Consider the following 22,234-nt stretch of genomic DNA (forward strand, 5'->3'; position numbering starts at 1 on the left):
GAGCGATGAGCCAGGCCGCACAGAACCTGAACTGGTTGATCACCAATTTCGTGGACAACACCCCCGGGGTGTCGCACACGGTGGTGGTCTCCGCAGACGGGCTCCTGCTGGCGATGTCCGAGGGATTCCCCCGCGACCGCGCGGATCAGCTCGCCGCCGTGGCGTCCGGACTGACCTCGCTGACCGCGGGCGCGTCCCGGATCTTCGAGGGCGGACCGGTCAACCAGACCGTGGTGGAGATGGAGCGGGGGTTCCTCTTCATCATGTCCGTATCGGACGGCTCCTCGCTGGCCGTGCTCTCCCACCCCGACTGTGACATCGGCCTTGTCGGCTACGAGATGGCGCTGCTGGTCGACCGGGCCGGCAGCGTCCTCACCCCGGATCTCCGCGCGGAGCTCCAGGGCAGCCTGCTCCACTGACCATCGAGGCGGGTGCGCCCCTCCGCACCCGTCCTCCCGCCGTGTTCACCGTCGGCCGCCCCATCCGGCCCCCCACCGGCCCAACAGACGACAGGCAGACCACCTGCTGTCACGCCCGGAGGATTCATGACCCCGCCCACCGCCTCTCACGATCCGTACGGCGCCTCATTCGACGCCTCGTACGGGCATGAGGGCGATCAGCCGCTGGTTCGTCCGTACGCCATGACCGGCGGCCGGACCCGGCCGCGGTACCAGCTCGCCATCGAGGCGCTGGTGTCGACCACGGCCGACCCGGCCCACCTCTCGGGGCTGCTCCCCGAGCACCAGCGGATCTGCCACCTCTGCCGTGAGGTGAAGTCGGTGGCGGAGGTCTCGGCTCTGCTGTCGATGCCGCTCGGGGTGGCCCGGATCCTCGTCGCCGACCTGGCGGAGGCGGGCATGGTGGCGATCCACCAGCCGGGCAATGGAGAGGCCGGCGGCACGCCGGATGTGACGCTGCTGGAAAGGGTGCTCAGTGGACTTCGCAAGCTCTAGCGGCGGGGGCGCGACCCGGTCGACCACCAGCGCGAAGATCGTGGTGGCGGGCGGCTTCGGCGTGGGCAAGACCACGTTCGTGGGCGCCGTCTCGGAGATCGACCCGCTGCGTACCGAGGCCGTCATGACGTCCGCCTCGGCGGGCATCGACGACCTCACCCACACCGGTGGGAAGACCACCACCACCGTGGCGATGGACTTCGGTCGTATCACCCTGGACCAGGACCTGATCCTTTATCTGTTCGGTACGCCCGGGCAGGACCGTTTCTGGTTCATGTGGGACGACCTGGTGCGCGGCGCGATCGGCGCCGTGGTGCTGGTCGACACCCGGCGTCTGGCCGACTGCTTCCCCGCCGTCGACTACTTCGAGAACTCCGGCCTGCCGTTCGTGGTCGCGCTCAACGGCTTCGAGGGGCACCAGCCGTACACGCCCGACGAGGTCCGCGAGGCGCTCCAGATCGGCCCCGGCACCCCCATCATCACCACGGACGCACGCCATCGCGCGGACGCCAAGAGCGCTTTGATCACGCTCGTGGAGCACGCTCTGATGGCCCGTCTCAAGTAGACGTGGGTATACGGAAGTTGTCGTAGGCATACAGAAAGGGATACGGGGAGGGAGTGTGTCCTTTGACACGGTCCCCCTCCGTGTTCATAACGTTTCGACAGAGAATTCGGACGCCTCGGACACGAGACGCATCCGAGTGGTGTCGCTGCGCTCACATGAGCCCCGCCTTTTGGCGGGGCTCGCTCTTTATGCCCGTTTTATCTGAGGTCTGGACCACTGAAATGGCCGGATCGTGCTGTTTGGAACGCGACCGCTTTACGTGCTGCAATTCGACGAACTCCCGAGTAGTACGGCCCTGAACAGAGAAACGGCACAACGTAGGTGCCGGCGCCGAGAGGTTGTTGGTCGAGTGAGGCGAAGCACGAATAGCGCCGCGGAGCAGCAGGCGCGGGGCAACTTCACCCCGCCCCAGCGCGCAGCGGTGCAGCCTGCTGACGCACCCGGAACGTCATCGGCCGGCTCCGGTGGCAGTGCCGGTTCCGGCGGCAGCTCCAGCCGGATGAACCCGCGCAACTGGCGGGTGCCCACCAGGCTGAACGCCATCCTCCTCATACCCGTCCTCGTCGGGCTCGTCATGGGCGGCTTCCAGGTGAAGTCGGCCATCGACACCTGGCAGGAGGCGCAGGACGCGGAGAAGACGGCGCTGGTCGTGCGCGCCGCCTCCGAGTACGGCGCGGCGCTGCTCAACGAGCGTGACCTCACCGCTCAGCCGCTGCTCACCGCCAAGACCGACGAGGACCGCAAGGTCTCCGTGGTCACCGAGGCGTACGCCAAGACGGACGCCGCGAAGCAGAAGTTCGACCTGGCCGTCCAGGACATGCCCGCGAAGCAGGGCCTGGAGCGGCGCCTGAAGCTCTTCCGCGCCGAGGAGCCGGGCCTGGAGCAGCTGCGCGAGGCCGCGTACACCAAGGCCTTCGACCCGGTGAAGACCGAAGAGGGCTACGTCAAGGTCCAGCACTCCCTGATGGAGTTCGCCAACGAGCTCGGCCTGGGCACCGGCAACATCACCAGCTACGGCCGTACGGTCTACGCCGTGCAGCTCGCCAAGGCCGCCGCGTCGCTCCAGCGCTCGATCGGTATGCACCTGCTGGTCCGGCCGAGCCAGGACGACCAGGTCTTCGCCCAGCAGTCCGTGGCCTTCAACTCGTACAACTACCTGGAGCAGATCGCCATCGGCGAGTACGTGTCCGGCGGTACCGCCGAGGACACGGAGAAGCTGAAGGAGGTCATGGCGGCCAAGACGGTCGACGGGACCAAGCGGCTGGAGGCCGCCGGCCTCAACCCGCCCAAGGGCCCGGACAACTCCGTCTTCACCGGTCTGGCCGGCGCGATCGGCAAGAGCCAGGACGCCGACGCGATCAAGGAACTGAAGGACAAGGACGTCACGCCCGAGACCTGGATGGGCGCCTCGACGGCCAAGTTCGAGGGTTACACCGAGATCGAGAACGCACTCGTCACCAAGGCCGTGACCGAGGCCGAGGTCATCTCGGACGACGCCAAGACCGACGCGATCGTCATCGGTGCCATCGTCGTGGTCGCCCTGCTCGCCGCCTTCATCCTGGCCGGGATGATGGCCCGGCAGATGAGCCGCTCCATGCGTGAGCTGCGCACCGCCGCCTTCGGCATCGCCGAGCAGCGCCTGCCGACGCTCGTCGACCAGCTGTCCCGCACCGATCCCGGCCGGGTCGACACCCGGGTGGAGCCGATCCCGATCGACACCCAGGACGAGATCGGCGAGGTCGCCCGCGCCTTCGACCAGGTGCACCGCGAAGCCGTCCGGCTCGCCGCCGAGCAGGCCCTCCTGCGGGGCAACGTCAACGCGATCTTCACCAACCTGTCGCAGCGCAACCAGTCGCTGATCGAGGGCCAGCTGACCCTGATCACCGACCTGGAGAACAACGAGGCCGACCCGGACCAGCTGGAGAACCTCTTCAAGCTGGACCACCTGGCGACCCGTATGCGCCGCAACGGCGAGAACCTCCTCATCCTCGCGGGCGAGGAGCCCGGCCGCCGCTGGAACCAGCCGGTGCCGCTGGTGGACGTCCTGCGCGCCGCGTCCTCCGAGGTGGAGTCGTACGAGCGCATCGAGCTCACCGGTGTCCCGGAGTCGGAGATCCACGGCCAGGCCGTGACCGACCTCGTGCACCTGCTCGCCGAGCTGCTGGAGAACGCCACCACCTTCTCCTCGCCGCAGACGAAGGTCCGCGTCACCGCGACCCGTCTGCCCGACGGCCGGGTGATGGTGGAGATCCACGACAAGGGCATCGGCCTGACCGCCGAGGACTTCGCCGACATCAACCACAAGCTGGCCAACCCGCCGACGGTGGACGCCGCCGTCTCGCAGCGCATGGGCCTGTTCGTGGTCGGCCGCCTCGCCGACCGCCACGGGATCCGGGTGCAGCTGCGCCCCTCGGGCGAGCAGGCCGGCACGACGTCGCTCGTCATGCTTCCGGACGCGATCACCCACGGTGGTGGTGGCGACCCGTCGGCCAACGACGACTTCACCGTCTCCTCGATCATCCCGGAGACCCAGTCCTTCGACGCCGCACCGCTGCGCACGGCCGCGGAGCTCGGTTTCGACGACTCCCGCTACGACCAGCAGGGCGCGGACACGCCGCTGGACCCGGTGGGCCGCTCGCTGATGCGCGGCCCGCGCCGGGCGGCGCTGGGCGGTCAGGGGCAGGAGACCGAGCACCCCGACCACTCCGAGCACGCGGACCGCACCGAGCACGCAGACTTCGGCGACCGGTCCGAGCAGCAGCCGTACGGACAGCAGCAGGAGCAGCCGTACGGACAGCAGCAGCAGGAGCAGCAGTACGACGCGCAGGCGGCGTACCCGCAGGGCGGCTACGAGCAGCAGCCCGGCTACGACCAGTACCGCCCCGACGGGTCCGCCGAGTACGCGAACGGTGAGTACGCCACGGGCGAGTACGCGCGCGACGAGTACGCGACGGGTGAGTACCAGAACACCGACTACGCGACCGGCGAGTACCCTGGACCGGCCTATGCGGAATCCGCTTATCCGTCTCAGGAGCCTCAGCAGCCCGCGTACGACAACCAGTTCGACCACCAGGCCCAGCAGGGCGAGTGGGCTGATCAGGGTGCGTACACGGGTGGTTTCGACGGTGGCTACGGGACCGAATCGGAATCTGGCCAGGGCGCTCCCGCGAACGGCCGGGAACGCGTAGGCTTCGACCGTCCGGGTCCCACCCCGAGCAACAGCCACCAGCTGACCGATGCCGGTCTGCCGCGCCGCGGCAGCCAGCAGGGCTCGCAGCAGGAGCAGGCCCAGCCGCAGGCCCCGCAGGTCCAGCGGCAGGCCGCCCCGCAGGCGCAGCCGGCCCAACCGGTCCAGCAGGCTCCGCAGAGCGAGGCCAACGGCTCCGAGGACTGGCGCTCGACGAACGACGAGCGCTGGCAGCGGGCCGAGAAGCTCAAGGAGCCCAAGGCCGGCGGGGTCACCCCGTCCGGACTGCCCCGGCGGGTCCCCAAGGCCAATCTGGTCGAGGGCACCGCGGAGCAGACCCCGCAGGGCGGCCCCCAGGTCTCCCGCGCCCCGGAGGACGTGCGTGGCAGGTTGAGCAACCTGCGGCGCGGCGTCCAGCAGGGACGCAACGCGGGAACGGACACGAACGGATCGGGCCTCGGCCCGGGTAGTACCTACAACCAGGAGCGTTAGTGTGAGCCCGATGAGCCAGGCGGCGCAGAATCTGAACTGGTTGATCACCAACTTCGTGGACAACACCCCCGGGGTGTCCCACACGGTGGTGGTCTCCGCCGACGGACTCCTGCTGGCGATGTCCGAGGGTTTCCCCCGTGACCGTGCCGACCAGCTTGCGGCCGTCGCCTCCGGACTGACTTCGCTGACCGCGGGCGCGTCCCGGATCTTCGAAGGCGGTGCGGTCAATCAGACCGTGGTGGAGATGGAACGCGGCTTCCTCTTCATCATGTCCATCTCGGACGGTTCCTCACTGGCCGTCCTCGCCCATCCCGACGCCGACATCGGTCTCGTCGGTTACGAGATGGCCCTTCTGGTGGACCGGGCGGGCAGTGTCCTCACACCGGACCTCCGCGCCGAGCTCCAGGGGAGCCTTCTCAACTGAGAAGTTCTCAACTAGCAGACAGACCGTGCGTTTCACGCCACCGCGCCATAAGGTGCGGTGGCGCGGCTCCACAGGGATATGGACCGGCGAACGGCAGTCGGAGGAGGAAACGTGGCAACACCCCCAGGCGGACACCACCCATACGACGGTGCGCACCAGTCACAGGGTGACAACGCCCACAACCGCTTCAACTTCCCTTCCTCCCCCAGCAGACAGGGCGCGCAGCAGCCCTACCAGCAGCCGTCGTCGCCCTCGTACAACCAGCCGCAGGCTCCGCGCGTCCAGCCGGGGCAGCAGCGACGGCGCGCTCCCCAGCAGGGGTCCGCGTCGGGCGGTACGCACAACCCGCTGGTCCGTCCGTACGCCATGACCGGCGGCCGGACCCGGCCGCGGTACCAGCTCGCCATCGAGGCGCTGGTGTCGACCACGGCCGATCCGGCCAGGCTGCAAGGGCAGTTGCCCGAGCACCAGCGGATCTGCCGGCTGTGCTTCGAGATCAAGTCGGTCGCCGAGATCTCGGCACTGCTCTCCATTCCCCTCGGCGTTGCCCGGATCCTCGTCGCCGACCTGGCGGAGGCCGGACTTGTCGCCATCCACCAGCCCGGCGGCGACGAGTCCGCCGGCGGCCAGCCAGACGTGACACTGCTCGAAAGGGTGCTCAGTGGACTTCGCAAGCTCTAGCGGCGGTGCTGCCCGCTCAACCACCAGCGCGAAGATCGTGGTGGCGGGCGGCTTCGGCGTGGGCAAGACCACGTTCGTGGGCGCCGTCTCGGAGATCAACCCGCTGCGTACCGAAGCCGTCATGACGTCCGCCTCGGCGGGCATCGACGACCTCACCCACACCGGTGACAAGACCACCACCACCGTGGCGATGGACTTCGGTCGTATCACCCTGGACCAGGACCTGATCCTGTACCTCTTCGGTACGCCCGGGCAGGACCGTTTCTGGTTCATGTGGGACGACCTGGTACGCGGCGCGATCGGCGCCGTGGTGCTGGTCGACACCCGGCGCCTGGCCGACTGCTTCCCCGCCGTCGACTACTTCGAGAACTCCGGCCTGCCGTTCGTCATCGCGCTCAACGGCTTCGACGGTCACCAGCCGTACACGCCCGACGAGGTCCGCGAGGCCCTCCAGATCGGCCCCGACACCCCGATCCTGACCACCGACGCCCGGCACCGCACGGACGCCAAGAGCGCCCTGATCACGCTCGTGGAGCACGCCCTGATGGCTCGCCTGCGGTAGGGCTCTCCTCCGGGTCGGCCCGGCCCGGACCGGAACCGGTGGGCGGCGTCCCTGCGCCACGCACCGAGGCCTCGCACAGACACACGGACACACAACGCAGAGGGCCCGTCGCACCGCATGGTGCGACGGGCCCTCTGCGTCTGTCCGCGGTCTGTCCGCGGTCCCCGCCCCGGCGGGGAACGCGAAGGGCCCCGCACCCGGTGGGTGCGGGGCCCTTCGTCGGACGGGGGTCAGCCCTGCCAGGAGTGCGCCGTGCGGAAGCCCGGCTGGCGCTCCAGCCGGCGCCAGCCGGCGGTGGAGCGGCCGTGGACGGCCGGGGCGTCGGGCCGCGCGTTGGCACGGGCGAGCAGGACCGCGGTGATCGCGGCGAGCTCCTCCGGGCCGGCGTGGCCCTTCTCGACGCGGAGCAGGGATGCGGATGCGGCGGTGGTCACTGGGGCTCCTCTTACTGAGGCGGGTTGCCGTGCTTGCGGGACGGCAGGTCGGCATGCTTCGTGCGGAGCATCGCGAGGGACTTGATGAGGACCTCGCGGGTCTCGGAGGGGTCGATGACGTCGTCGACCAGGCCGCGCTCCGCGGCGTAGTAGGGGTGCATCAGCTCGGCCTTGTACTCCTTGACCATGCGGGCGCGCATGGCCTCGGGGTCCTCGGCGTCGGCGATCTGCCGGCGGAAGATGACGTTGGCGGCGCCTTCGGCGCCCATGACGGCGATCTCGTTCGTCGGCCAGGCGTAGGTCAGGTCGGCGCCGATGGACTGGGAGTCCATGACGATGTACGCGCCGCCGTACGCCTTGCGCAGGATCAGGGAGATCCGGGGAACGGTGGCGTTGCAGTACGCGTACAGCAGCTTCGCGCCGTGGCGGATGATGCCGCCGTGCTCCTGGTCGACGCCGGGCAGGAAGCCCGGGACGTCCAGCAGCGTGATGATGGGGATATTGAAAGCATCGCACATCTGGACGAAGCGGGCGGCCTTCTCGGACGCCTCGATGTCCAGCACACCGGCCAGCGACTGCGGCTGGTTGGCGACGATGCCGACGACCTGGCCGTCGAGCCGGGCCAGGGCGCAGATGATGTTGCGCGCCCAGCGCTCGTGGACCTCCAGGTAGTCCCCGTCGTCGACGAGCTCCTCGATGACCTTGGTCATGTCGTACGGCCGGTTGCCGTCCGCCGGGACCAGGTCGAGCAGGACGTCGGAGCGACGGTCCGCCGGGTCCTCGCTGGGGTGCGTCGGGGGGTTCTCGCGGTTGTTGGAGGGGAGCATCGCCAGGAGGTAGCGCACCTCGGCGATGCAGGTCTCCTCGTCGTCGTAGGCGAAGTGCGCGACGCCGGAGGTCTCGGCGTGGACGTCGGCGCCGCCCAGGCCGTTCTGGGTGATCTCCTCGCCGGTGACCGCCTTGACGACGTCCGGTCCGGTGATGAACATCTGCGACGTCTCACGGACCATGAACACGAAGTCCGTCAGCGCCGGGCTGTAGGCCGCGCCGCCCGCGCACGGGCCGAGCATGACACTGATCTGCGGGATGACACCCGAGGCGCGGGTGTTGCGCTGGAAGATGCCGCCGTAGCCGGCGAGGGCGGAGACGCCCTCCTGGATACGGGCGCCGGCGCCGTCGTTGAGCGACACCAGCGGGGCACCGGCCGCGATGGCCATGTCCATGATTTTGTGGATCTTCGTGGCGTGGGCCTCGCCCAGGGCGCCGCCGAAGATGCGGAAGTCGTGCGCGTAGACGAAGACCGTGCGGCCCTCGACCGTGCCCCAGCCGGTGATGACACCGTCCGTGTAGGGCTTCTTGTTCTCCAGGCCGAAGCCGCTCGCCCGGTGGCGGCGCAGCTGCTCGACCTCCCTGAACGACTCCGGGTCGAGCAGCAGCTCGATGCGCTCCCGAGCGGTCAGCTTTCCCTTGGCGTGCTGCGCCTCGGTCGCTCGGTCACTCGGGCCGCGCCGGGCCTCCTCGCGCAGGGCGTGGAGCTCGGCCACGCGCCCACGGGCGTCGGTCGGCTCGCCCTGGATTTCGTCCACAACGGTCATGCATCGACCCTACGAAGTCGACCAAGAAAATCCCGCCGTCGACTCTGTACAGTCTCCGGACCCATCTCCTGTGCGCCTTGCACAGAACCATGCCCCGGTGCAGGCGAAGTGCCAGATTCCGGGGCCCCGGCATTGTTCTCTTCCTACAAAGACATCAGATGAGATCCACATCACAACGGTGGGTCGCGCCGACCGTACCGGGCGTGACGCGCAGCGTCAGCCCCCTGCCGGCGGCCAGGACCTCCACGGACGGATCGTGACCGGTGACCCGGCGGACCGGGTGGCGCCAGGTGATCACCAGGGGCTGTCCGGTGCGGGGCGGCTCGCTGACACGGACGGTCGCGGTACGGCCGCGGGTGCGCACCAGCACGCTCGCCGGCGCGGTGGCGGTGAGCGGCCCCACCGTACCCGGCTGCCAGAAGTTCGCCGCGGTCAGTCCCGCCGAACGGACGGCGACGGCCTGCCGGGAGGCGGTGTTGGCCAGGACCTCCAGCCAGTGGTGGTCGCGTGCCCTGGCCTCCACGGCCCGCCGGGCGGCCCCGGGCATCAGAAGGTACACGTACGACGCGTCGGCCGGATCGGTCCCGTGGTCCAGCCACAGGGTCTGGTAGCGGCGGGTGCGGCGCTCGGTGGCGGAGGTGGTGTTGATGTCGCTCCAGGCGCCGGTGCGGTCCTCGCGCAGGGTGCGCAGGGCGCTCGTACCGCCGGGCAGGATCCAGCCACCGTGCCCTTCGAGGTGCGCGTGGCGCGGGCCGAGGGTGAGGGCCTCGGTCCCGTCCGCGCCGAGGGAGCGGTTGTCGACGACCGTCTCGACGGGAACGCCGTCGGCGGCGGAGATCCCGGCGCCGAGGCAGACGATCGTGTCGGCGGCGCAGAACCAGGATTTGCGGGCCTCCAACGTGGATCCCAGGCCCCGCAGATGCTGGCCGACCGCGGCGAACTCGCCGTCGGTCGCTCCCCCGACCCACCGTACGCCGGGCTTGGGCAGACCCCACTCGCCGCCCGCGCGGTCGGGGAGCCGCCGGGTGGAGACGGTCGTGCCGGGCAGCCGGTACCAGTCGACGGTCGGCCAGAACCAGTCGGTGTACTGGGCGTCCGTGCCGGGCCCCCACCAGGAGAGCATTCCGGCGCCGGTGTGCCAGCCGCGCGGGTTCTCCCCGTTGCCGCACTCGTAGTACGCGATCCTCTCGGAGGCCATGGCGATGTTGGCCGCCCAGCCCGGCCGGCGGTGCACGGCGCGGTCCATCGAGGCGAAGAGCGTGTGCCCGACCGGTTCGGGGGCGGCGGGCACGGGCGAGTCGGCCACCCGGCGCAGCCGCGCCAGGTCGGCGACGCCGAACTGACGGGCCGTGAGGACGGGCGTGACGGTGTCCCGCTCGATCCAGCCCTTCACACGCGCGTGCCAGCGGTCGCGCTCGGCGGGACTCGCGACGTCGGCGAGCAGCGCGATGGCCGCCATCAGGCCCTGCCCGTGGTAGTGGTCGCTGCGCATGACGCCACGCACGTCGTTCCTGAGCAGGCCCCGGCTGATGGCCCGTCCGCTGACGCTGTCCATCATCAGCCCGTTGCGGATCAGGGGCGCGTAGGCGCGTTCGACACTGTCGAGGACGATCTGGCGCGCCGGGTCGGTGACGGCCCAGGTGGAGCCGGTGAGCAGGGCGAAGAGCCGGCCGAGGCCGTCGAGCAGGACCTGTCCGTACGTGCCGGAGTAGGCGACCCAGATGTGCTGGACGAAGGAGCCGTCGGCGTACAGCCCGTCACCCGAGGTCACGTACGGGAAGACCGGGGAGAGCGCGTCGCGGGCGAGCGCGATCCTGTCGGGTCTGCGGCCCAGTACGCCGCGCAGGGCGACGGACCGGCACAGGTCCACCCGGTTGGCGCCGGTGGAGGTGCCCCCGTAGTCGGTGAGCATCGCGTCGGGGATGAAGTGGTCGACGGCCGCGCACGCGGCCTGGACCCGGGCTTCGGTGAGCTCGTCGTAGAGGGTGGCGACGATGTCCATGAGCAGCCGGGGGCTGCCGATCTGCCACTCCCACCAGTTGCCGTAGCGGGTGGTGCCGGGGTGGTAGACGCGGGCGGAGAGGTGGTCGAGGCCGCGCCGGATGTCGGCGAGGAGGAGGGCGTCGCCGGTGTGCCCGGTGCCGGGCTGGGCGTACGCCTGGGTCATCACCCACAGCCGGCTGTAGCTCTGGGTGACTCCGGAGGGCGGGTCGAAGGCGTAGCCGGGCCAGAGCGAGAGGTCGGTGGGCGCCATGGAGGTGCGGAAGCGGGTGGCGAGGTCGCCGGTCTCGGCCAGGCGGGAGGCGTACGGCTCGGCGGCCGGGTCGTATCCGGTGCCGAGCTGGAGGCCGAGCCAGCGCTGCCGCAGTGTCTCGAACTCGTCCGCGGCACCCCCTCGCGCAGCCGCCCCGGCCGGCCGCGCGAGAGCGGGCCCGGAGGAGGCGGCGAGCACGGAGGAGGCGGCCGCAGCGGCGAGGACGTCGCGCCGGGACCACCCGGACGGGGGGCGCGGCCCGTTCGACGGCGGCACGGGAGCCTCCCGGGGGACGAGGGGTGCGAACCGGTCGGCCCCGGTCTAGCACGCGGCGGCGGGCCGCTCAACGGGCTCGGCGGAGCGGGTCTCACGGCTGTCCGGAAAACGCCGGGCCGCCGCGCATGGAGTGGCCCCGTCCGTCCGGGGAGCGTCGACGGAACGGGCCGGATGCGGCGCGGTCGGTCCGGCAACCCCGTTCGCTCGGTCCAAGTGCCCTCGCCATGCGTCGACTTGTGAAGGAACAACATTTATGAGAGCGCTCTCAGTCACATCTATTGACGCCTTCCGCAGGCGGCGCGAGAGTGGTCGGCACCCCCACCGTTCACGCCCCTTTCCCCACAAGGAGTGCATTCGTGATATCCCGCAGACTGTTCGTCGCCGGGTCGGCCGCCGCCGTGGCGACGACCGCCCTGGGCGCCCGTACCACCGCCTCCGCCGCGCCCGCCACCTGCGAAATCGCCCTGGAGAACCGCTCGCTCCCCGGAACGGTCCACGCCTATGTCACCGGCCACGAGCAGTCCACCGGCCGCTGGGTGCTGCTGCGCCCGGGCGGGGGCGTGTACCGCCCCGAGTCGCCCTCGTCGACGATGGTCCCGCTGCCCGTCGACTGCGCCATCCCGCTGCGGCCGGCCGGCGCCGGCCCGGTGGTGCTGACGCTCCCCCAGATGTACGGGGCGCGGGTCTACTTCGTGCGCGACAACAAGCTGAACTTCTTCCTCAACCCCGGCCCCGCCCTGGTCGAGCCCGCCTTCGCGACACCCGCCGACTCCAACTACGGCCGTATCTGGTCGTTCGCCGAGTTCACCTTCAACCCGCAGCAGCTGTACGCCAACATCAGCTACGTCGACCTGGTGACCGCCCTGCCCATCGGGCTCACGCTGACCGGTGACGCCACCCACACCGTCGCCCCGCTGCCCTCCGGCGCCCTCCAGCGGATCGCCGACGGCCTGGTCGCGCAGGCCGCGCGCGACGGCCAGCCGTGGGACAGGCTGGTGATCCGCGCCTCGAACGGTTCGGTGCTGCGGGTGATCTCACCGCAGAACCTGATGGCGCCCTACTTCGACCGGCCCGACCAGATGCCCTTCCGCGACGCCTTCACCGGCTACATCGACCGGGTCTGGCAGAAGTACCGGACGACGGATCTGCGCATCGACCTCCAGGGCGGGCGCGGCGTCCGCGTCGGCCGGGTCAACGGCGAGGTGCTGACCTTCAGCGGCGGCCACAGCTTCACCCGCCCCACCTCGAAGGACGTCTTCACCTGCAACCACGGGCCGTTCGCGAACAACCCCGGCGACTCCGACGACCGCAAGGCCCTGCTGGCCAGGCTGGCGGCGGGGTTCAACCGTACGACCCTGCTCACCCACCCCGACCAGCCCAACGGTCCCGCGCCGAGCGACTACTACAAGGACGCGTCGACCAACCACTGGGCACGGGTCCTGCACGCGAACACGCCGATCGGCTACGCCTTCCCGTACGACGACGTCCGGCCGGACGGGCGGCCGGACGTCTCGGGCGCGGCGAACGACGGGAACCCGCGCCGCTTCACGCTGACCGTCGGGTCGTGACCCGGGCTCAGCAGCCGCCGCAGTTGTAGTACGTCACGTCCCAGTGGTTGCCCTCGTCGGCGTAGACGTTGCCGGAGCCGGACTTCCACTGGGGCGCGCCGTCACCGCGCACGCCGATGTAGGTGAAGGTGTTCTTGATGTAGCTGGTGACGCAGGTGCTCTTGCCGAAGTCGAGCTTGTAGCCGTTCCAGTGGGAGTACGTGCCACCGGCGTGCCCGGTCTCGGTGCCGCCGGTGATGTTCAGCGCGCAGCCGGTCGCGCTCTTGAGGGTCTGCGCTCCCTGGGCCGTGGCCAGGTTGAGCTGTTCGAACGACGTACAGGTCGGGTTGTTGCGGTCGGAGCAGCCACCGGACGAGGACCAGGTGATCCCGGACGAGCGGAACATCGAGGTCGCCGTCGCGTGGCTGATCTTGGTGGCGGCATGGGCCTCGGTGGCGGTGGCGAGGACGCCGACGCCCGGGGCGAAGAGCGCCCCGAGGACCAGGGCGAGCGCGGTGAGGACCGAGCGGATCTTCATGGGGATTCCTCCTGCTGTTGCTGGGACGGGCGGTGCAGGTGGAGCAGGAGAGATGGTGCCCGAGTTCTACGCGCGTCCGCCAGAGGGCGTCGGGGCCCTTCGGGTGAACGTTTCCCAGACTTGTTGAAAGTTGAACGGAATAGCGCTAAGGTCAATCTCGTTGAACGTTAAACCAACGGCGATCCGGTCGCCCGTCCCCAAGGAGCACGTCATGGGTCTCTTCAGCCGCAGCACCGTCACCGCCCCCGCCGCCACCCTGGCGCCGGTCGACCCGGCGCTCGCCGCTCTCACCGGCACGTACACGATCGACCCGGCCCACAGCAGCCTCGGCTTCACCGTCCGGCACGCCATGGTCACCAACGTGCGCGGCTCGTTCGGCTCGTTCCAGGGCACGCTGGACCTCGACGGCTCCGACCCGGCCCGCTCCACCGCCGAGATCGACGTCGAGATCGCCAGCGTGGACACGGGCATCGCCGACCGCGACGGCCACCTGCGCAGCGGCGACTTCTTCGACGCCGAGCAGTTCCCGCGGATGACCTTCCGCTCCACCTCCGCGGAGCAGCTGGGCGGCGACGCCTACCGCATCACCGGCGACCTGACGATCAAGGACGTCACGCGCCCGCTCGCCATCGACCTGGAGTTCAACGGCTCCGCGACCGACGTGTACGGCAACGAGCGCGTCGGCTTCGAGGGCAGCGCCACGATCCTGCGCTCCGAGTGGGGCCTGACCTGGAACGCGGCCCTGGAGACGGGTGGCGTGATGGTGAGCGACAAGGTCCGGCTGACCTTCGACATCTCCGCGATCAAGGCCGCCGCCTGAACGCCCGCCCCCCGGACGTGACGTCCGCCCCCGGAGCACTGCCCGCCTGCCGCGCCTCCCGCACCACACAAAAGCCCCGAGCCGTCGGCCCGGGGCTTTGTGGCGGGGGCGGAGCGGCGCGTCGAGGCCGCCGGGGCCGGCCGGGCCGGACCGCGTCGAAGCGGCAGGTCGTCGAGGCGCACCCGGAACGCCTTGTGACGGCCCGGCGGACGTACCGCCCGGACGTCATGCCGATCCAGGGTGGGGCGTGCCCCACGCACCACTTCGATGCATGTGAGGCACCCGCATGCGTATGTGCTCGTGAGCATCCATCCACCGGGCGTCCGCCACCGCGCGGCGGCTTCCTGCGCTAGCGTGCGGCGGCATGCGGGGACAGAGGGTGGGGATGCTGCTGTCCGGCCTGGTGGCCGTGGCGGTGGCGATGTTCGGGGTTCCGGTCGGGTACTTCGTGTTCGTGTACGGCTGCGGGAAGCAGGAGGACCGGCTCGCGGAGACGATCGCGGGCGATCCGGTGCTGGCCGACGGGCCGGCCGGGGCCGGGGAGGGCACCCCGTACCAGGGGTGCGACGACGACGACCTGTTCGTGTACGCCGGCAAGGACTACCCGTACGGCGCCTCCCGCCAGGGCGCCCTGGCCCACTACCAGGAGTCCGCGCGGGCGCACGGCTGGCGGCCGCGGACCGCCCCCGGTGAGGCGCCGGCCGACTGCTTCACCAAACGGATCGGCGGCACGACCGCCTACCTCACCCTGGAGGGCCCGGACGACGGGGCCCTCCGGATGGAGATCGTCGCGGACCGGGCGGACTCGGACTGGTGCTGACCCACGCGGGCCCCTCGGCCCGCGTCGGCCCCGGCGCACGCCAGCACCTCGGCGCACGTCGGCCCCTCGGCCCCGGCCGCCCCTGTCGCGCGCGATGAGCCCGTTCGACTCGCCGCGCCTCGCACCCGTGTGACGCGCCTGGCCACGGCCCCCTCCCTCGCGGCCCCCTCCCCGGGCTCGTCCGCCGCGCGGCGCGGCGGACGAGCCCGGGGCGGGCGCTCGCGGGCCCTCAGTCGTGGAACTCGCACCACACGATCTTGCCGGGGTTCCGCTCCCCCACCCCCCACGCGTCCGACAGCGCCGATACGAGCATCAGCCCGCGTCCGGATTCCGACCGGGTGCCCGGCTTCCTCACGCGGACCTCCTCCTCGCCGTCGCCGCCGTCGTGGAGTTCCACGCGCAGGAGGGAGCCGCCCTCCGGGCGGTACAGGTGGAGGCGGAAGCCGCGGCCCGGGGCCACGCCGTGGACCAGGGCGTTGGTGGCGAGCTCGCTCACGCACAGCAGCACCTCGTCCGCGCGGGCGTCCAGGCCCCACTCCGCCAGTGCCGCCGCGGTGAAGCGCCGGGCCGCCGGGATCGAGCGGCGTTCGCGGCGGTAGAAGGCCGCCCGGAGGCAGGGCAATTGCAGTTCGTCGTTCATGCCGCCCATGTCACCGTGCGTCACTAGGGTGGACCATAGCGTCATGCCGTACAGATCGGCTGTACTGCGCACGGACGGGACAGGTACGACGGCGGGCGGAAAGAGGCCAGCATGCACCCGGCGAACAAGCCCAGGAAGAACGCCACATGGCACCTCATCGGTGCCCAGGTCGGACAGCTCCGGAGAGCGGCGGGGCTCACCCAGCCCGAGCTCGCCGAGCAGGTCTCCCTCCACATCGACACCATCGCCTCCGTCGAGCAGGGCCGCAGGCCGCTCAAGTACGACCTGGCGCAGCAGCTCGACCAGGTGCTGGACGCCCGGGGGGTGCTCGCCGTGGCGGTGTCACGGGTGCCGGAGCGGGAGCGCTATCCGGCCTTCGCACAGGACTTCGTGGAGCACGAACAGCAGGCCCTGACGCTGCTGTCGTATCAGAACCAGGTGGTTCCGGGGCAGCTCCAGACCGAGGAGTACGCGGCGGCGGTCTTCTCGTGTCTCTTCCCGCCGATCAGCCCGGAGGAGGCCGAGGAGCGGCTCTCCGCCCGGCTCGACCGGCACAAGTTCTTCGACCGCAAGCCCTGGCCGCCGATGATGAACTTCATCATCGAGGAGAGCATCCTGCACCGGCCCATCGGCGGCCGGGCGGTGCTGCGGGAGCAGATCCGGCACCTGCGACACTGCGCCGAACTCCCCTATATGGCCGTGCAGATCATGCCGACCGCCCGGGAGAAGCACTCCGGCCTCGCGGGACCGATGGTGCTGCTGGAGACGCCCGACCATGACCAACTGGCCTATATCGAGGGGCAGCGGGTGAGCTTCCTCGTGGACGACCCCGACGAGGTCAGTGTGCTCCAGCAGAAATATGGGATGCTGCGGTCACAGGCCCTCACCCCCGAGGAGAGCATGGGCCTGCTGGACGATCTGGCAGGAGAGTCATGACACCGGCAGCACTGACCTGGTTCAAGTCCAGCTACAGCAGCGACGAAGGCGGGGACTGCGTCGAAGTCGCCTACGACTGGCACAAGTCCAGCCACAGCGGCAGCGAAGGCGGCGCCTGCGTCGAAGTCGCCTACGACTGGCACAAGTCCAGCCACAGCGGCGACGAGGGCGGCGCCTGCGTCGAGGTGGCGGCCCACCCCCGCGCCGTCCATGTGCGCGACTCCAAGATCCAGGGCGGTCCCGTCCTCACCGTCTCGCCCGTCGCCTGGGCGGCGTTCCTGACCGTCCCGGCGGGCTGAACGTCCCGGCGGGCCGACCGTCTCCTTGGGCCGACCGGACAGCCCGCCGGCGTACGCGTCCGGCGGGCTTCCTGTTGCGGATGGCGCCCGGACTCCGAGGATGGCTCGGGGGAGACCACCGCAGCGAGAGGACAGCCCCATGCCCATCGTCACCACGCGCGACGGCACGGAGATCTTCTACAAGGACTGGGGCAGCGGGCGCCCCGTCGTCTTCCTCCACGGCTGGCCGCTCAACGCGGACGCCTGGGAGTACCAGCTGCTGCACGTCGCGGAGTCGGGCTACCGGGGCATCGCGCACGACCGCCGGGGCCACGGCCGCTCCGGCCAGCCCTGGGGCGGCTACGACTTCGACACCTTCGCCGACGACCTGGACGACCTGCTCACCCACCTCGACCTGCGCGACGTCACCCTGGTGGCGCATTCGATGGGCGGCGGCGAGCTCGCCCGCTACATCGGCCGCCACGGCACCGGGCGCATCGGCCAGGCCGTCCTGCTGTCCGCGATCACGCCGTCGATGCTCAGGACGGAGCAGAATCCCGAGGGGGTACCGGAACAGGTGTTCCTCGACATCAAGGACGGCATGATGATCGAGCGCTCCCAGTTCTGGAAGGACCTCGCGAAGGACTTCTTCAGCGCGGACCGCCCCGACACCAGCGCCACCCAGGGCAACAAGGACGCGTTCTGGCTGATGGCCATGGACCAGTCCCTCCGGGCGGGCCTGGACTGCGTGGACGCCTTCGGGCACACGGACTTCACCGAGGACCTGCGGAGGTTCGACATCCCCACCCTCATCGTGCACGGCGACGACGACCGGATCGTGCCGATCGACGCCACGGCCCGCAAGGCGGCCCGGATCATCCCGCGGGCCACCCTGAAGGTGTACGAGGGCGGCTCGCACGGCATCGCCCTCGTCGGGGGCGACAAGGACCGCTTCGCCTCGGACCTCCTCGCCTTCCTCAAGGGCTGAGCCCGGGGTGGGGGACCTCACGCCGTGCCGGCCCCGGGAGACGGTGAAGACCCCGACCGGAGGGGACAGGTCGGGGCCTTCATGACGTCGACGGCCGTACGGTTCCCCGGCGGCCGGACGCGGGTCAGAAGCCGCCCCCGCCGTCGAAGCCTCCTCCGCCGCCGCCCCAGCCGCCGCCGTCCCCGCCGCCCCAGCCGCTGCCGCCGAAGTCGGAGCCGCTGAAGTCCGCGCCGGAGAAGTCGCCGCCCTCGAAGCTCTCGAAGCCCTCACCGCCGTACTCGGCGGCGTACGCGGGGGTGGAGAGCATCGAGCCGAGCAGGGTGCCCGCCAGCAGGCCGGGCAGCAGGCCGCCGCCGAAGTAGCCGCCCGCCCACGGCCCGTACACCGGACCGGCCTCCCAGTACGGGCGGCGGCCGTACTCCGTGTCGACCGTACGGGCCATCGGGTCGCGGCCCTCCTTCAGCCGTTGCGCGTCGGCCGCGCAGACCGGTACCTCGCGGGCCGTGCCGCCGGACGGCGTCCACTCGCGATCGGTCACCGCCGGGCCGTGGCGCGGGTCGAAGAAGCAGGGTGCCCGCCGCTCGGGAAGCGGGCGGCCCTCGCGGCGGGCGGTCAGGACGGCCAGCGAGTAGCGGCCGTCCTCCAGGGCCTCGGTCACACCTCTGACGTCATGGGGGTGCCGGGCCCCGCCCATGAGGGACTTGGCCCTGTCGTACGCGTCGAGCGACCGTTCGTAATCGGCGCGCATCAGATCGTCGGCGCCCTTCTCGGCCGGGTGGAAGTCGAGCCGGTCCAGCTCCTCACCGAACGCGGTGATGTCCTCGTCCACGACGACCCGCAGCTTCTCCAGCGCCTCGTGCTCCTCCTCCTCCTTGAGGCGGCGCCTGCGCCGGACCACCGTGTAGGCGGCCGCTCCCCCGGCGGCGGCCAGCGCGCCGACCGTGATCAGCCCGGCGACCGGGACCCCGCCGTCCTCGCCGGGCACGCCGGCCCAGGTGGAGGGGGCGTGGCCACGGGCGGCGGGCAGGGCCTGGTCGACGAAGTTGTTCAGCTCGGTGACGGCGTCCACGCCCGGGACGCGCACGGCGGTGACGATGTTGTTCACGGCGTCGGCCGACATCACGGCACGGTCGGCGCCCGCGTCGAAGGCGTCGCCGAGCCGGACGGCGTACACCCCGGTGATCCCGGTCTCGGTACGCAGCTTGCGCAGCAGATCGTCGGGCGGGAAGTCGGACGTCGCGGGCAGGACCGCCACGAGGACCGGCTTGTCCGCCTTCACGATCCGGTCGGCGAGCGCGGCGGCCTCCGCCTTCGGCAGCTGGGCGGCGGCCTCCGGGTGGACGTACACCGGGCCTTGCTTGAGAGCCCGCGCGGCGTCCTCGACGCCCGTCGCCCTGCCCCAGGCTCCGGGAGCCAGGGCCAGGAACAGCATCAGCACCAGCCCCGCCAGGGCCGGGAGAAGAAGGAACGGCCTGGTCCTCATACCTTGACGCTACCCGATACGGAGAAAACAAGACAGAGCCTGACTAAACGGCCATTTGCGAGAAGATGCGAGGATGGTCCGATGGACATACGCAGCAGGAACAACGTGTCGGTCATAGGCCGCGCGGACAGGCCGACGATCGTGCTGGCCCATGGATTCGGCTGCGACCAGAACATGTGGCGCCTGGTGGCGCCGCTGCTGGCGGAGCGGTTCCGGGTGGTGCTCTTCGACTACGTGGGCGCGGGCGGCTCGCAGGTCTCGGCCTGGGACGCCGAGCGGTACTCCTCGCTGGACGGCTACGCGCAGGACGTCCTGGACGTCTGCCGCGAGCTGGAGCTGCGGGACGCGGTGTTCGTCGGGCACTCGGTCAGCGCCATGGCGGGCGTGCTGGCCGCCGCGAAGGAACCGGAGAGATTCGGCAAGCTCGTGCTGCTGACCCCCTCGCCCTGCTACGTCGACGACGACGGCTACCGGGGCGGATTCAGCCGGGAGGACATCGAGGAGCTCCTGGAGTCCCTGGAGGCGAACTACCTCGGCTGGTCCGGCGCGATGGCCCCGGTCATCATGGGCAACCCGGACCGCCCGGAGCTGGGCGAGGAGCTCACCAACAGCTTCTGCCGCACCGACCCGCGGATCGCCCGGGTCTTCGCCCGTACGACCTTCCTCACCGACAGCCGGGACGACCTGGCGACGGTGACCCTCCCGACGCTGGTCGTGGAGTGCGAGCAGGACGTGATCGCACCCCGGGAGGTCGGCGCCTATGTCCACGCCGCGATCCCCGGCAGCCGCCTGGTGACGCTGGACGCCACGGGACACTGCCCGCAGCTGAGCGCCCCCGAGGCGACCGCCGGGGCGATAGCCGCCTTCGTGGAGGACGGGCCCGGCGACGACGACCCCGGGAAGGCACCAGGCATGGGGCTCGGGGACGATCGATGATGTGCCGGGCCGGCCAGGACTCGCCCGCCGGGGCGGAGGACGGCCGCGGGAGCGAAGGACGCGGGGCGAACCGGGAGCGGCAGGGCAGCCACGCCGCGGCGTTCGCCGCGCTCCTGGAGGACAGCGCCGACGACCTGTACGAGAACGCCCCCTGCGGCTATCTCTCCACCATGCTCGACGGCACCATCGCCAGGATCAACGACACCCTGCTGAACTGGCTCGGGCGCCGGCGCGAGGAGCTCGTCGGCAGTCGTCGCTTCGCCGACCTGCTGACAGTCGGCGGAAAGCTGTACAACGAGACGCACCTGTCGCCGCTGCTGCGGATGCAGGGCGAGGTCAGGGGGATCGCCCTGGACCTGAAGGCGGCCGACGGCACCCGGCTGCCGGTGCTCGTCGCCTCCACGGTCAAGACGGACGCCGACGGCGAGCCGCTGCTGATCCGCACGACCGTCACCGACGCGCGCGACCGCCGCGCCTACGAGCAGGAGCTCCTGCGCAGCCGCCGCGAGGCCGAGGAGGCCCGGCGGCGGGCGGAGGAGGCCCATCGGCAGTCCGAGGAGGACCGGCGGCGCCTCCAGTCGGTGCTCGCCACGCTCCAGCGCAGTCTGCTGCCGCCCACGCTGCCCGCCGTACCGGGTCTGGAGGCCGCCGCCCACTACCACACGGCGTCGCCGGACCATGTCGGCGGAGACTTCTACGACCTGTTCGACCTGGGCGGCGGCCGCTGGGCGTTCTTCCTCGGCGATGTGTGCGGCAAGGGCCCCGAGGCGGCCGCGGTCACCTCACTGGCCCGGTACACCCTGCGGGCCGCGGCCATGCACGATCCGGACCCGGCGGCCGTGCTGCGGACGCTCAACAGCGTCATGTACGAGCAGTACACCGGTGACGACCCGCGGTACTGCACCGTCATCAGCGGCCTGCTGGTGCCCCGGCCGGACGGGGAGGGCGGGTTCGACATCGCGGTGGCCAGCGGCGGCCACCCCTCGGCCCTGCTGCTGCGGGACGGGGGCGGCGCCGCCTACCTGCCCACTCCGGGCGGCGTCCTCATCGGCATCCTGCCCACCCCGCCCATCACCGTCACCCGCACCTCGCTGGAGCCGGGCGACACACTGGTCCTGTACACGGACGGGCTGACCGAGGCCCGCACCGAGCAGGACCGCTATGGCGACGACGGCCTTCTCGCCTTCGCCGAGGACCTGGCCCCCTCGGGCGCCGTGGCGACCGTCAAGGCCCTCGCGGCCCTGCTGGACGGCTTCGGCGACGGCCTCGACGACGACACCGCGATACTCGCCCTCGGCGTCCCGCCGGCGGCCCTCCCCGTACCGGACGACCTGCCCTCCGCCCGCCCCGACGCCCCGAAACCGCCATGCTGAACATCATCACGACGCACACCGCCACCGGGCCCGTCCTGCACATCGGCGGGGATCTGGACTTCCACACGGCTTCGCAGTTCCGCCGGACCCTGGAGAGCACCGCCCTGCGTGCCGGGGAGCGGCTGGTACTGGACCTGGGCGGTCTGGTCTTCTGCGACTCCAGCGGCATCACCGCGTTCCTCGTCGCCCGCAACCACGCCGCGGCGGCGGGGGCCGAGGTGACCCTCGCCGCCGTCCCGGAGAACACCGCCCGCATCCTGCGCATCGTCGGGCTCGACCAGGTCTTCTCCCTCCAGCCCGGACCCGCCTCGGCCGGTACGCCGGCGGGTCCGGAGAGCACCGCGCCGACAGGTCCGGAGAGCGGTACCGGCGCGATGCCGTGACGACCGCGCGGGCGGAAGGGGAGCGATCACGCACCGGAGCCGCCGGCCCGAGGGGCGGCGGCTCCGGTG

At 71.1% G+C, this 22,234-nt stretch carries 22 protein-coding genes; 16 read left to right on the top strand and 6 right to left on the bottom strand.

The window, feature by feature from the left end; genetic code table 11:
- Positions 1 to 5: 5 nt before the first annotated feature.
- From PUR26_RS31780 to PUR26_RS31810, 7 genes are all read left to right on the top strand, one after another.
- The gene (locus PUR26_RS31780) at positions 6 to 419 is read left to right on the top strand and encodes a roadblock/LC7 domain-containing protein (protein ID WP_329877843.1); all 414 of its coding nucleotides are present in this window, start codon (positions 6 to 8) and stop codon (positions 417 to 419) included.
- A gap of 126 nt (positions 420 to 545) precedes the next feature.
- Entirely contained in the window at positions 546 to 953 is a 408-nt protein-coding gene (locus PUR26_RS31785) for a DUF742 domain-containing protein (protein ID WP_329877845.1), read from the top strand.
- Positions 934 to 1,518 (top strand): GTP-binding protein, encoded by a 585-nt coding sequence (locus PUR26_RS31790; RefSeq protein ID WP_329877847.1) that lies wholly within the window; start codon positions 934 to 936, stop codon positions 1,516 to 1,518. Before PUR26_RS31785 ends, PUR26_RS31790 begins: the two co-directional genes overlap by 20 nt.
- A 349-nt stretch (positions 1,519 to 1,867) precedes the next feature.
- Entirely contained in the window at positions 1,868 to 5,197 is a 3,330-nt protein-coding gene (locus tag PUR26_RS31795) for a sensor histidine kinase (RefSeq protein ID WP_329877849.1), read from the top strand.
- A gap of 10 nt (positions 5,198 to 5,207) precedes the next feature.
- On the top strand, positions 5,208 to 5,621 hold the full coding sequence (locus PUR26_RS31800; RefSeq protein WP_006127847.1) for a roadblock/LC7 domain-containing protein: 414 nt from the start codon (positions 5,208 to 5,210) through the stop codon (positions 5,619 to 5,621).
- A gap of 111 nt (positions 5,622 to 5,732) precedes the next feature.
- A complete protein-coding gene (locus tag PUR26_RS31805) occupies positions 5,733 to 6,302 on the top strand; it encodes a DUF742 domain-containing protein (protein ID WP_329877851.1) in 570 nt (189 codons plus the stop codon).
- Positions 6,283 to 6,864: a GTP-binding protein gene (locus PUR26_RS31810; RefSeq protein ID WP_266911682.1), complete on the top strand. Its 582-nt coding sequence runs from the start codon at positions 6,283 to 6,285 to the stop codon at positions 6,862 to 6,864. The genes PUR26_RS31805 and PUR26_RS31810 overlap by 20 nt, the downstream gene beginning before the upstream one ends.
- 230 nt (positions 6,865 to 7,094) lie before the next feature.
- Here the strand turns inward: PUR26_RS31810 and PUR26_RS31815 are convergent, their stop codons facing one another.
- The 3 genes from PUR26_RS31815 to PUR26_RS31825 all read right to left on the bottom strand — a co-directional run bounded on the left by PUR26_RS31815 (position 7,095) and on the right by PUR26_RS31825 (position 11,423).
- Positions 7,095 to 7,298 carry an acyl-CoA carboxylase subunit epsilon gene (locus PUR26_RS31815; protein ID WP_329877853.1) on the bottom strand — a complete coding sequence of 68 codons (204 nt, stop codon included), beginning with the start codon at positions 7,296 to 7,298 and terminating at the stop codon, positions 7,095 to 7,097.
- An 11-nt stretch (positions 7,299 to 7,309) separates the two neighbouring features.
- Positions 7,310 to 8,893 (bottom strand): acyl-CoA carboxylase subunit beta, encoded by a 1,584-nt coding sequence (locus PUR26_RS31820; protein WP_329877855.1) that lies wholly within the window; start codon positions 8,891 to 8,893, stop codon positions 7,310 to 7,312.
- A gap of 154 nt (positions 8,894 to 9,047) precedes the next feature.
- Positions 9,048 to 11,423, bottom strand: coding sequence for a polysaccharide lyase 8 family protein (locus PUR26_RS31825; RefSeq protein WP_329877857.1), 2,376 nt, complete (start codon positions 11,421 to 11,423; stop codon positions 9,048 to 9,050).
- Positions 11,424 to 11,779: 356 nt separating this feature from the next.
- Here PUR26_RS31825 and PUR26_RS31830 point away from each other — a divergent pair, with 356 nt between their 5' ends.
- The gene (locus PUR26_RS31830; protein ID WP_329877859.1) at positions 11,780 to 12,991 is read left to right on the top strand and encodes a glycoside hydrolase family 64 protein; all 1,212 of its coding nucleotides are present in this window, start codon (positions 11,780 to 11,782) and stop codon (positions 12,989 to 12,991) included.
- A gap of 7 nt (positions 12,992 to 12,998) precedes the next feature.
- Here the strand turns inward: PUR26_RS31830 and PUR26_RS31835 are convergent, their stop codons facing one another.
- Positions 12,999 to 13,508 (bottom strand): hypothetical protein, encoded by a 510-nt coding sequence (locus PUR26_RS31835; protein WP_329877861.1) that lies wholly within the window; start codon positions 13,506 to 13,508, stop codon positions 12,999 to 13,001.
- A 211-nt stretch (positions 13,509 to 13,719) separates the two neighbouring features.
- Here PUR26_RS31835 and PUR26_RS31840 point away from each other — a divergent pair, with 211 nt between their 5' ends.
- Positions 13,720 to 14,328 (top strand): YceI family protein, encoded by a 609-nt coding sequence (locus PUR26_RS31840; RefSeq protein ID WP_329877863.1) that lies wholly within the window; start codon positions 13,720 to 13,722, stop codon positions 14,326 to 14,328.
- A 364-nt stretch (positions 14,329 to 14,692) separates the two neighbouring features.
- Positions 14,693 to 15,148: a hypothetical protein gene (locus PUR26_RS31845; RefSeq protein WP_329877865.1), complete on the top strand. Its 456-nt coding sequence runs from the start codon at positions 14,693 to 14,695 to the stop codon at positions 15,146 to 15,148.
- A 229-nt stretch (positions 15,149 to 15,377) separates the two neighbouring features.
- Here the strand turns inward: PUR26_RS31845 and PUR26_RS31850 are convergent, their stop codons facing one another.
- The gene (locus PUR26_RS31850; protein ID WP_329878566.1) at positions 15,378 to 15,788 is read right to left on the bottom strand and encodes an ATP-binding protein; all 411 of its coding nucleotides are present in this window, start codon (positions 15,786 to 15,788) and stop codon (positions 15,378 to 15,380) included.
- Between the two features lie 111 nt (positions 15,789 to 15,899).
- On the opposite strand from PUR26_RS31850, the gene PUR26_RS31855 reads away from it, so the two are divergent.
- The 3 genes from PUR26_RS31855 to PUR26_RS31865 all read left to right on the top strand — a co-directional run bounded on the left by PUR26_RS31855 (position 15,900) and on the right by PUR26_RS31865 (position 17,990).
- The gene (locus PUR26_RS31855; RefSeq protein WP_329877867.1) at positions 15,900 to 16,724 is read left to right on the top strand and encodes a helix-turn-helix domain-containing protein; all 825 of its coding nucleotides are present in this window, start codon (positions 15,900 to 15,902) and stop codon (positions 16,722 to 16,724) included.
- Positions 16,721 to 17,023 carry a DUF397 domain-containing protein gene (locus PUR26_RS31860; RefSeq protein ID WP_329877869.1) on the top strand — a complete coding sequence of 101 codons (303 nt, stop codon included), beginning with the start codon at positions 16,721 to 16,723 and terminating at the stop codon, positions 17,021 to 17,023. Before PUR26_RS31855 ends, PUR26_RS31860 begins: the two co-directional genes overlap by 4 nt.
- Before the next feature lie 139 nt (positions 17,024 to 17,162).
- Positions 17,163 to 17,990, top strand: a complete 828-nt coding sequence (locus PUR26_RS31865; protein WP_329877871.1) for an alpha/beta fold hydrolase — start codon at positions 17,163 to 17,165, stop codon at positions 17,988 to 17,990.
- A 124-nt stretch (positions 17,991 to 18,114) separates the two neighbouring features.
- Here PUR26_RS31865 and PUR26_RS31870 read toward each other — a convergent pair whose 3' ends face one another.
- On the bottom strand, positions 18,115 to 19,473 hold the full coding sequence (locus tag PUR26_RS31870; RefSeq protein ID WP_329877873.1) for a hypothetical protein: 1,359 nt from the start codon (positions 19,471 to 19,473) through the stop codon (positions 18,115 to 18,117).
- 81 nt (positions 19,474 to 19,554) lie between these two features.
- Here PUR26_RS31870 and PUR26_RS31875 point away from each other — a divergent pair, with 81 nt between their 5' ends.
- From PUR26_RS31875 to PUR26_RS31885, 3 genes are read left to right on the top strand one after another with little or no spacing between them, the layout of a single operon-like run.
- The gene (locus PUR26_RS31875; protein ID WP_329877875.1) at positions 19,555 to 20,409 is read left to right on the top strand and encodes an alpha/beta fold hydrolase; all 855 of its coding nucleotides are present in this window, start codon (positions 19,555 to 19,557) and stop codon (positions 20,407 to 20,409) included.
- The gene (locus tag PUR26_RS31880; protein ID WP_329877877.1) at positions 20,406 to 21,782 is read left to right on the top strand and encodes a PP2C family protein-serine/threonine phosphatase; all 1,377 of its coding nucleotides are present in this window, start codon (positions 20,406 to 20,408) and stop codon (positions 21,780 to 21,782) included. Before PUR26_RS31875 ends, PUR26_RS31880 begins: the two co-directional genes overlap by 4 nt.
- Positions 21,776 to 22,165, top strand: coding sequence for an STAS domain-containing protein (locus PUR26_RS31885; RefSeq protein WP_329877879.1), 390 nt, complete (start codon positions 21,776 to 21,778; stop codon positions 22,163 to 22,165). Before PUR26_RS31880 ends, PUR26_RS31885 begins: the two co-directional genes overlap by 7 nt.
- Positions 22,166 to 22,234 lie beyond the last annotated feature (69 nt).

The sequence above is a fragment of the Streptomyces sp. SP18CS02 genome, from assembly GCF_036322365.1.
Taxonomy (GTDB): Bacteria; Actinomycetota; Actinomycetes; order Streptomycetales; family Streptomycetaceae; genus Streptomyces.

Excerpts from the sequence above, each read along its gene's own strand:
- PUR26_RS31885 (WP_329877879.1), top strand. The coding sequence starts at position 21,776 with ATGCTGAACATCATCACGACGCACACCGCCACCGGGCCCGTCCTGCAC.
- PUR26_RS31850 (WP_329878566.1), bottom strand. The coding sequence starts at position 15,788 with ATGAACGACGAACTGCAATTGCCCTGCCTCCGGGCGGCCTTCTACCGC.
- PUR26_RS31820 (WP_329877855.1), bottom strand. The coding sequence starts at position 8,893 with ATGACCGTTGTGGACGAAATCCAGGGCGAGCCGACCGACGCCCGTGGG.
- PUR26_RS31800 (WP_006127847.1), top strand. The coding sequence starts at position 5,208 with ATGAGCCAGGCGGCGCAGAATCTGAACTGGTTGATCACCAACTTCGTG.
- PUR26_RS31875 (WP_329877875.1), top strand. The coding sequence starts at position 19,555 with ATGGACATACGCAGCAGGAACAACGTGTCGGTCATAGGCCGCGCGGAC.
- PUR26_RS31780 (WP_329877843.1), top strand. The coding sequence starts at position 6 with ATGAGCCAGGCCGCACAGAACCTGAACTGGTTGATCACCAATTTCGTG.
- PUR26_RS31880 (WP_329877877.1), top strand. The coding sequence starts at position 20,406 with ATGATGTGCCGGGCCGGCCAGGACTCGCCCGCCGGGGCGGAGGACGGC.
- PUR26_RS31835 (WP_329877861.1), bottom strand. The coding sequence starts at position 13,508 with ATGAAGATCCGCTCGGTCCTCACCGCGCTCGCCCTGGTCCTCGGGGCG.
- PUR26_RS31785 (WP_329877845.1), top strand. The coding sequence starts at position 546 with ATGACCCCGCCCACCGCCTCTCACGATCCGTACGGCGCCTCATTCGAC.
- PUR26_RS31865 (WP_329877871.1), top strand. The coding sequence starts at position 17,163 with ATGCCCATCGTCACCACGCGCGACGGCACGGAGATCTTCTACAAGGAC.
- PUR26_RS31860 (WP_329877869.1), top strand. The coding sequence starts at position 16,721 with ATGACACCGGCAGCACTGACCTGGTTCAAGTCCAGCTACAGCAGCGAC.
- PUR26_RS31840 (WP_329877863.1), top strand. The coding sequence starts at position 13,720 with ATGGGTCTCTTCAGCCGCAGCACCGTCACCGCCCCCGCCGCCACCCTG.
- PUR26_RS31855 (WP_329877867.1), top strand. The coding sequence starts at position 15,900 with ATGCACCCGGCGAACAAGCCCAGGAAGAACGCCACATGGCACCTCATC.
- PUR26_RS31845 (WP_329877865.1), top strand. The coding sequence starts at position 14,693 with ATGCGGGGACAGAGGGTGGGGATGCTGCTGTCCGGCCTGGTGGCCGTG.
- PUR26_RS31870 (WP_329877873.1), bottom strand. The coding sequence starts at position 19,473 with ATGAGGACCAGGCCGTTCCTTCTTCTCCCGGCCCTGGCGGGGCTGGTG.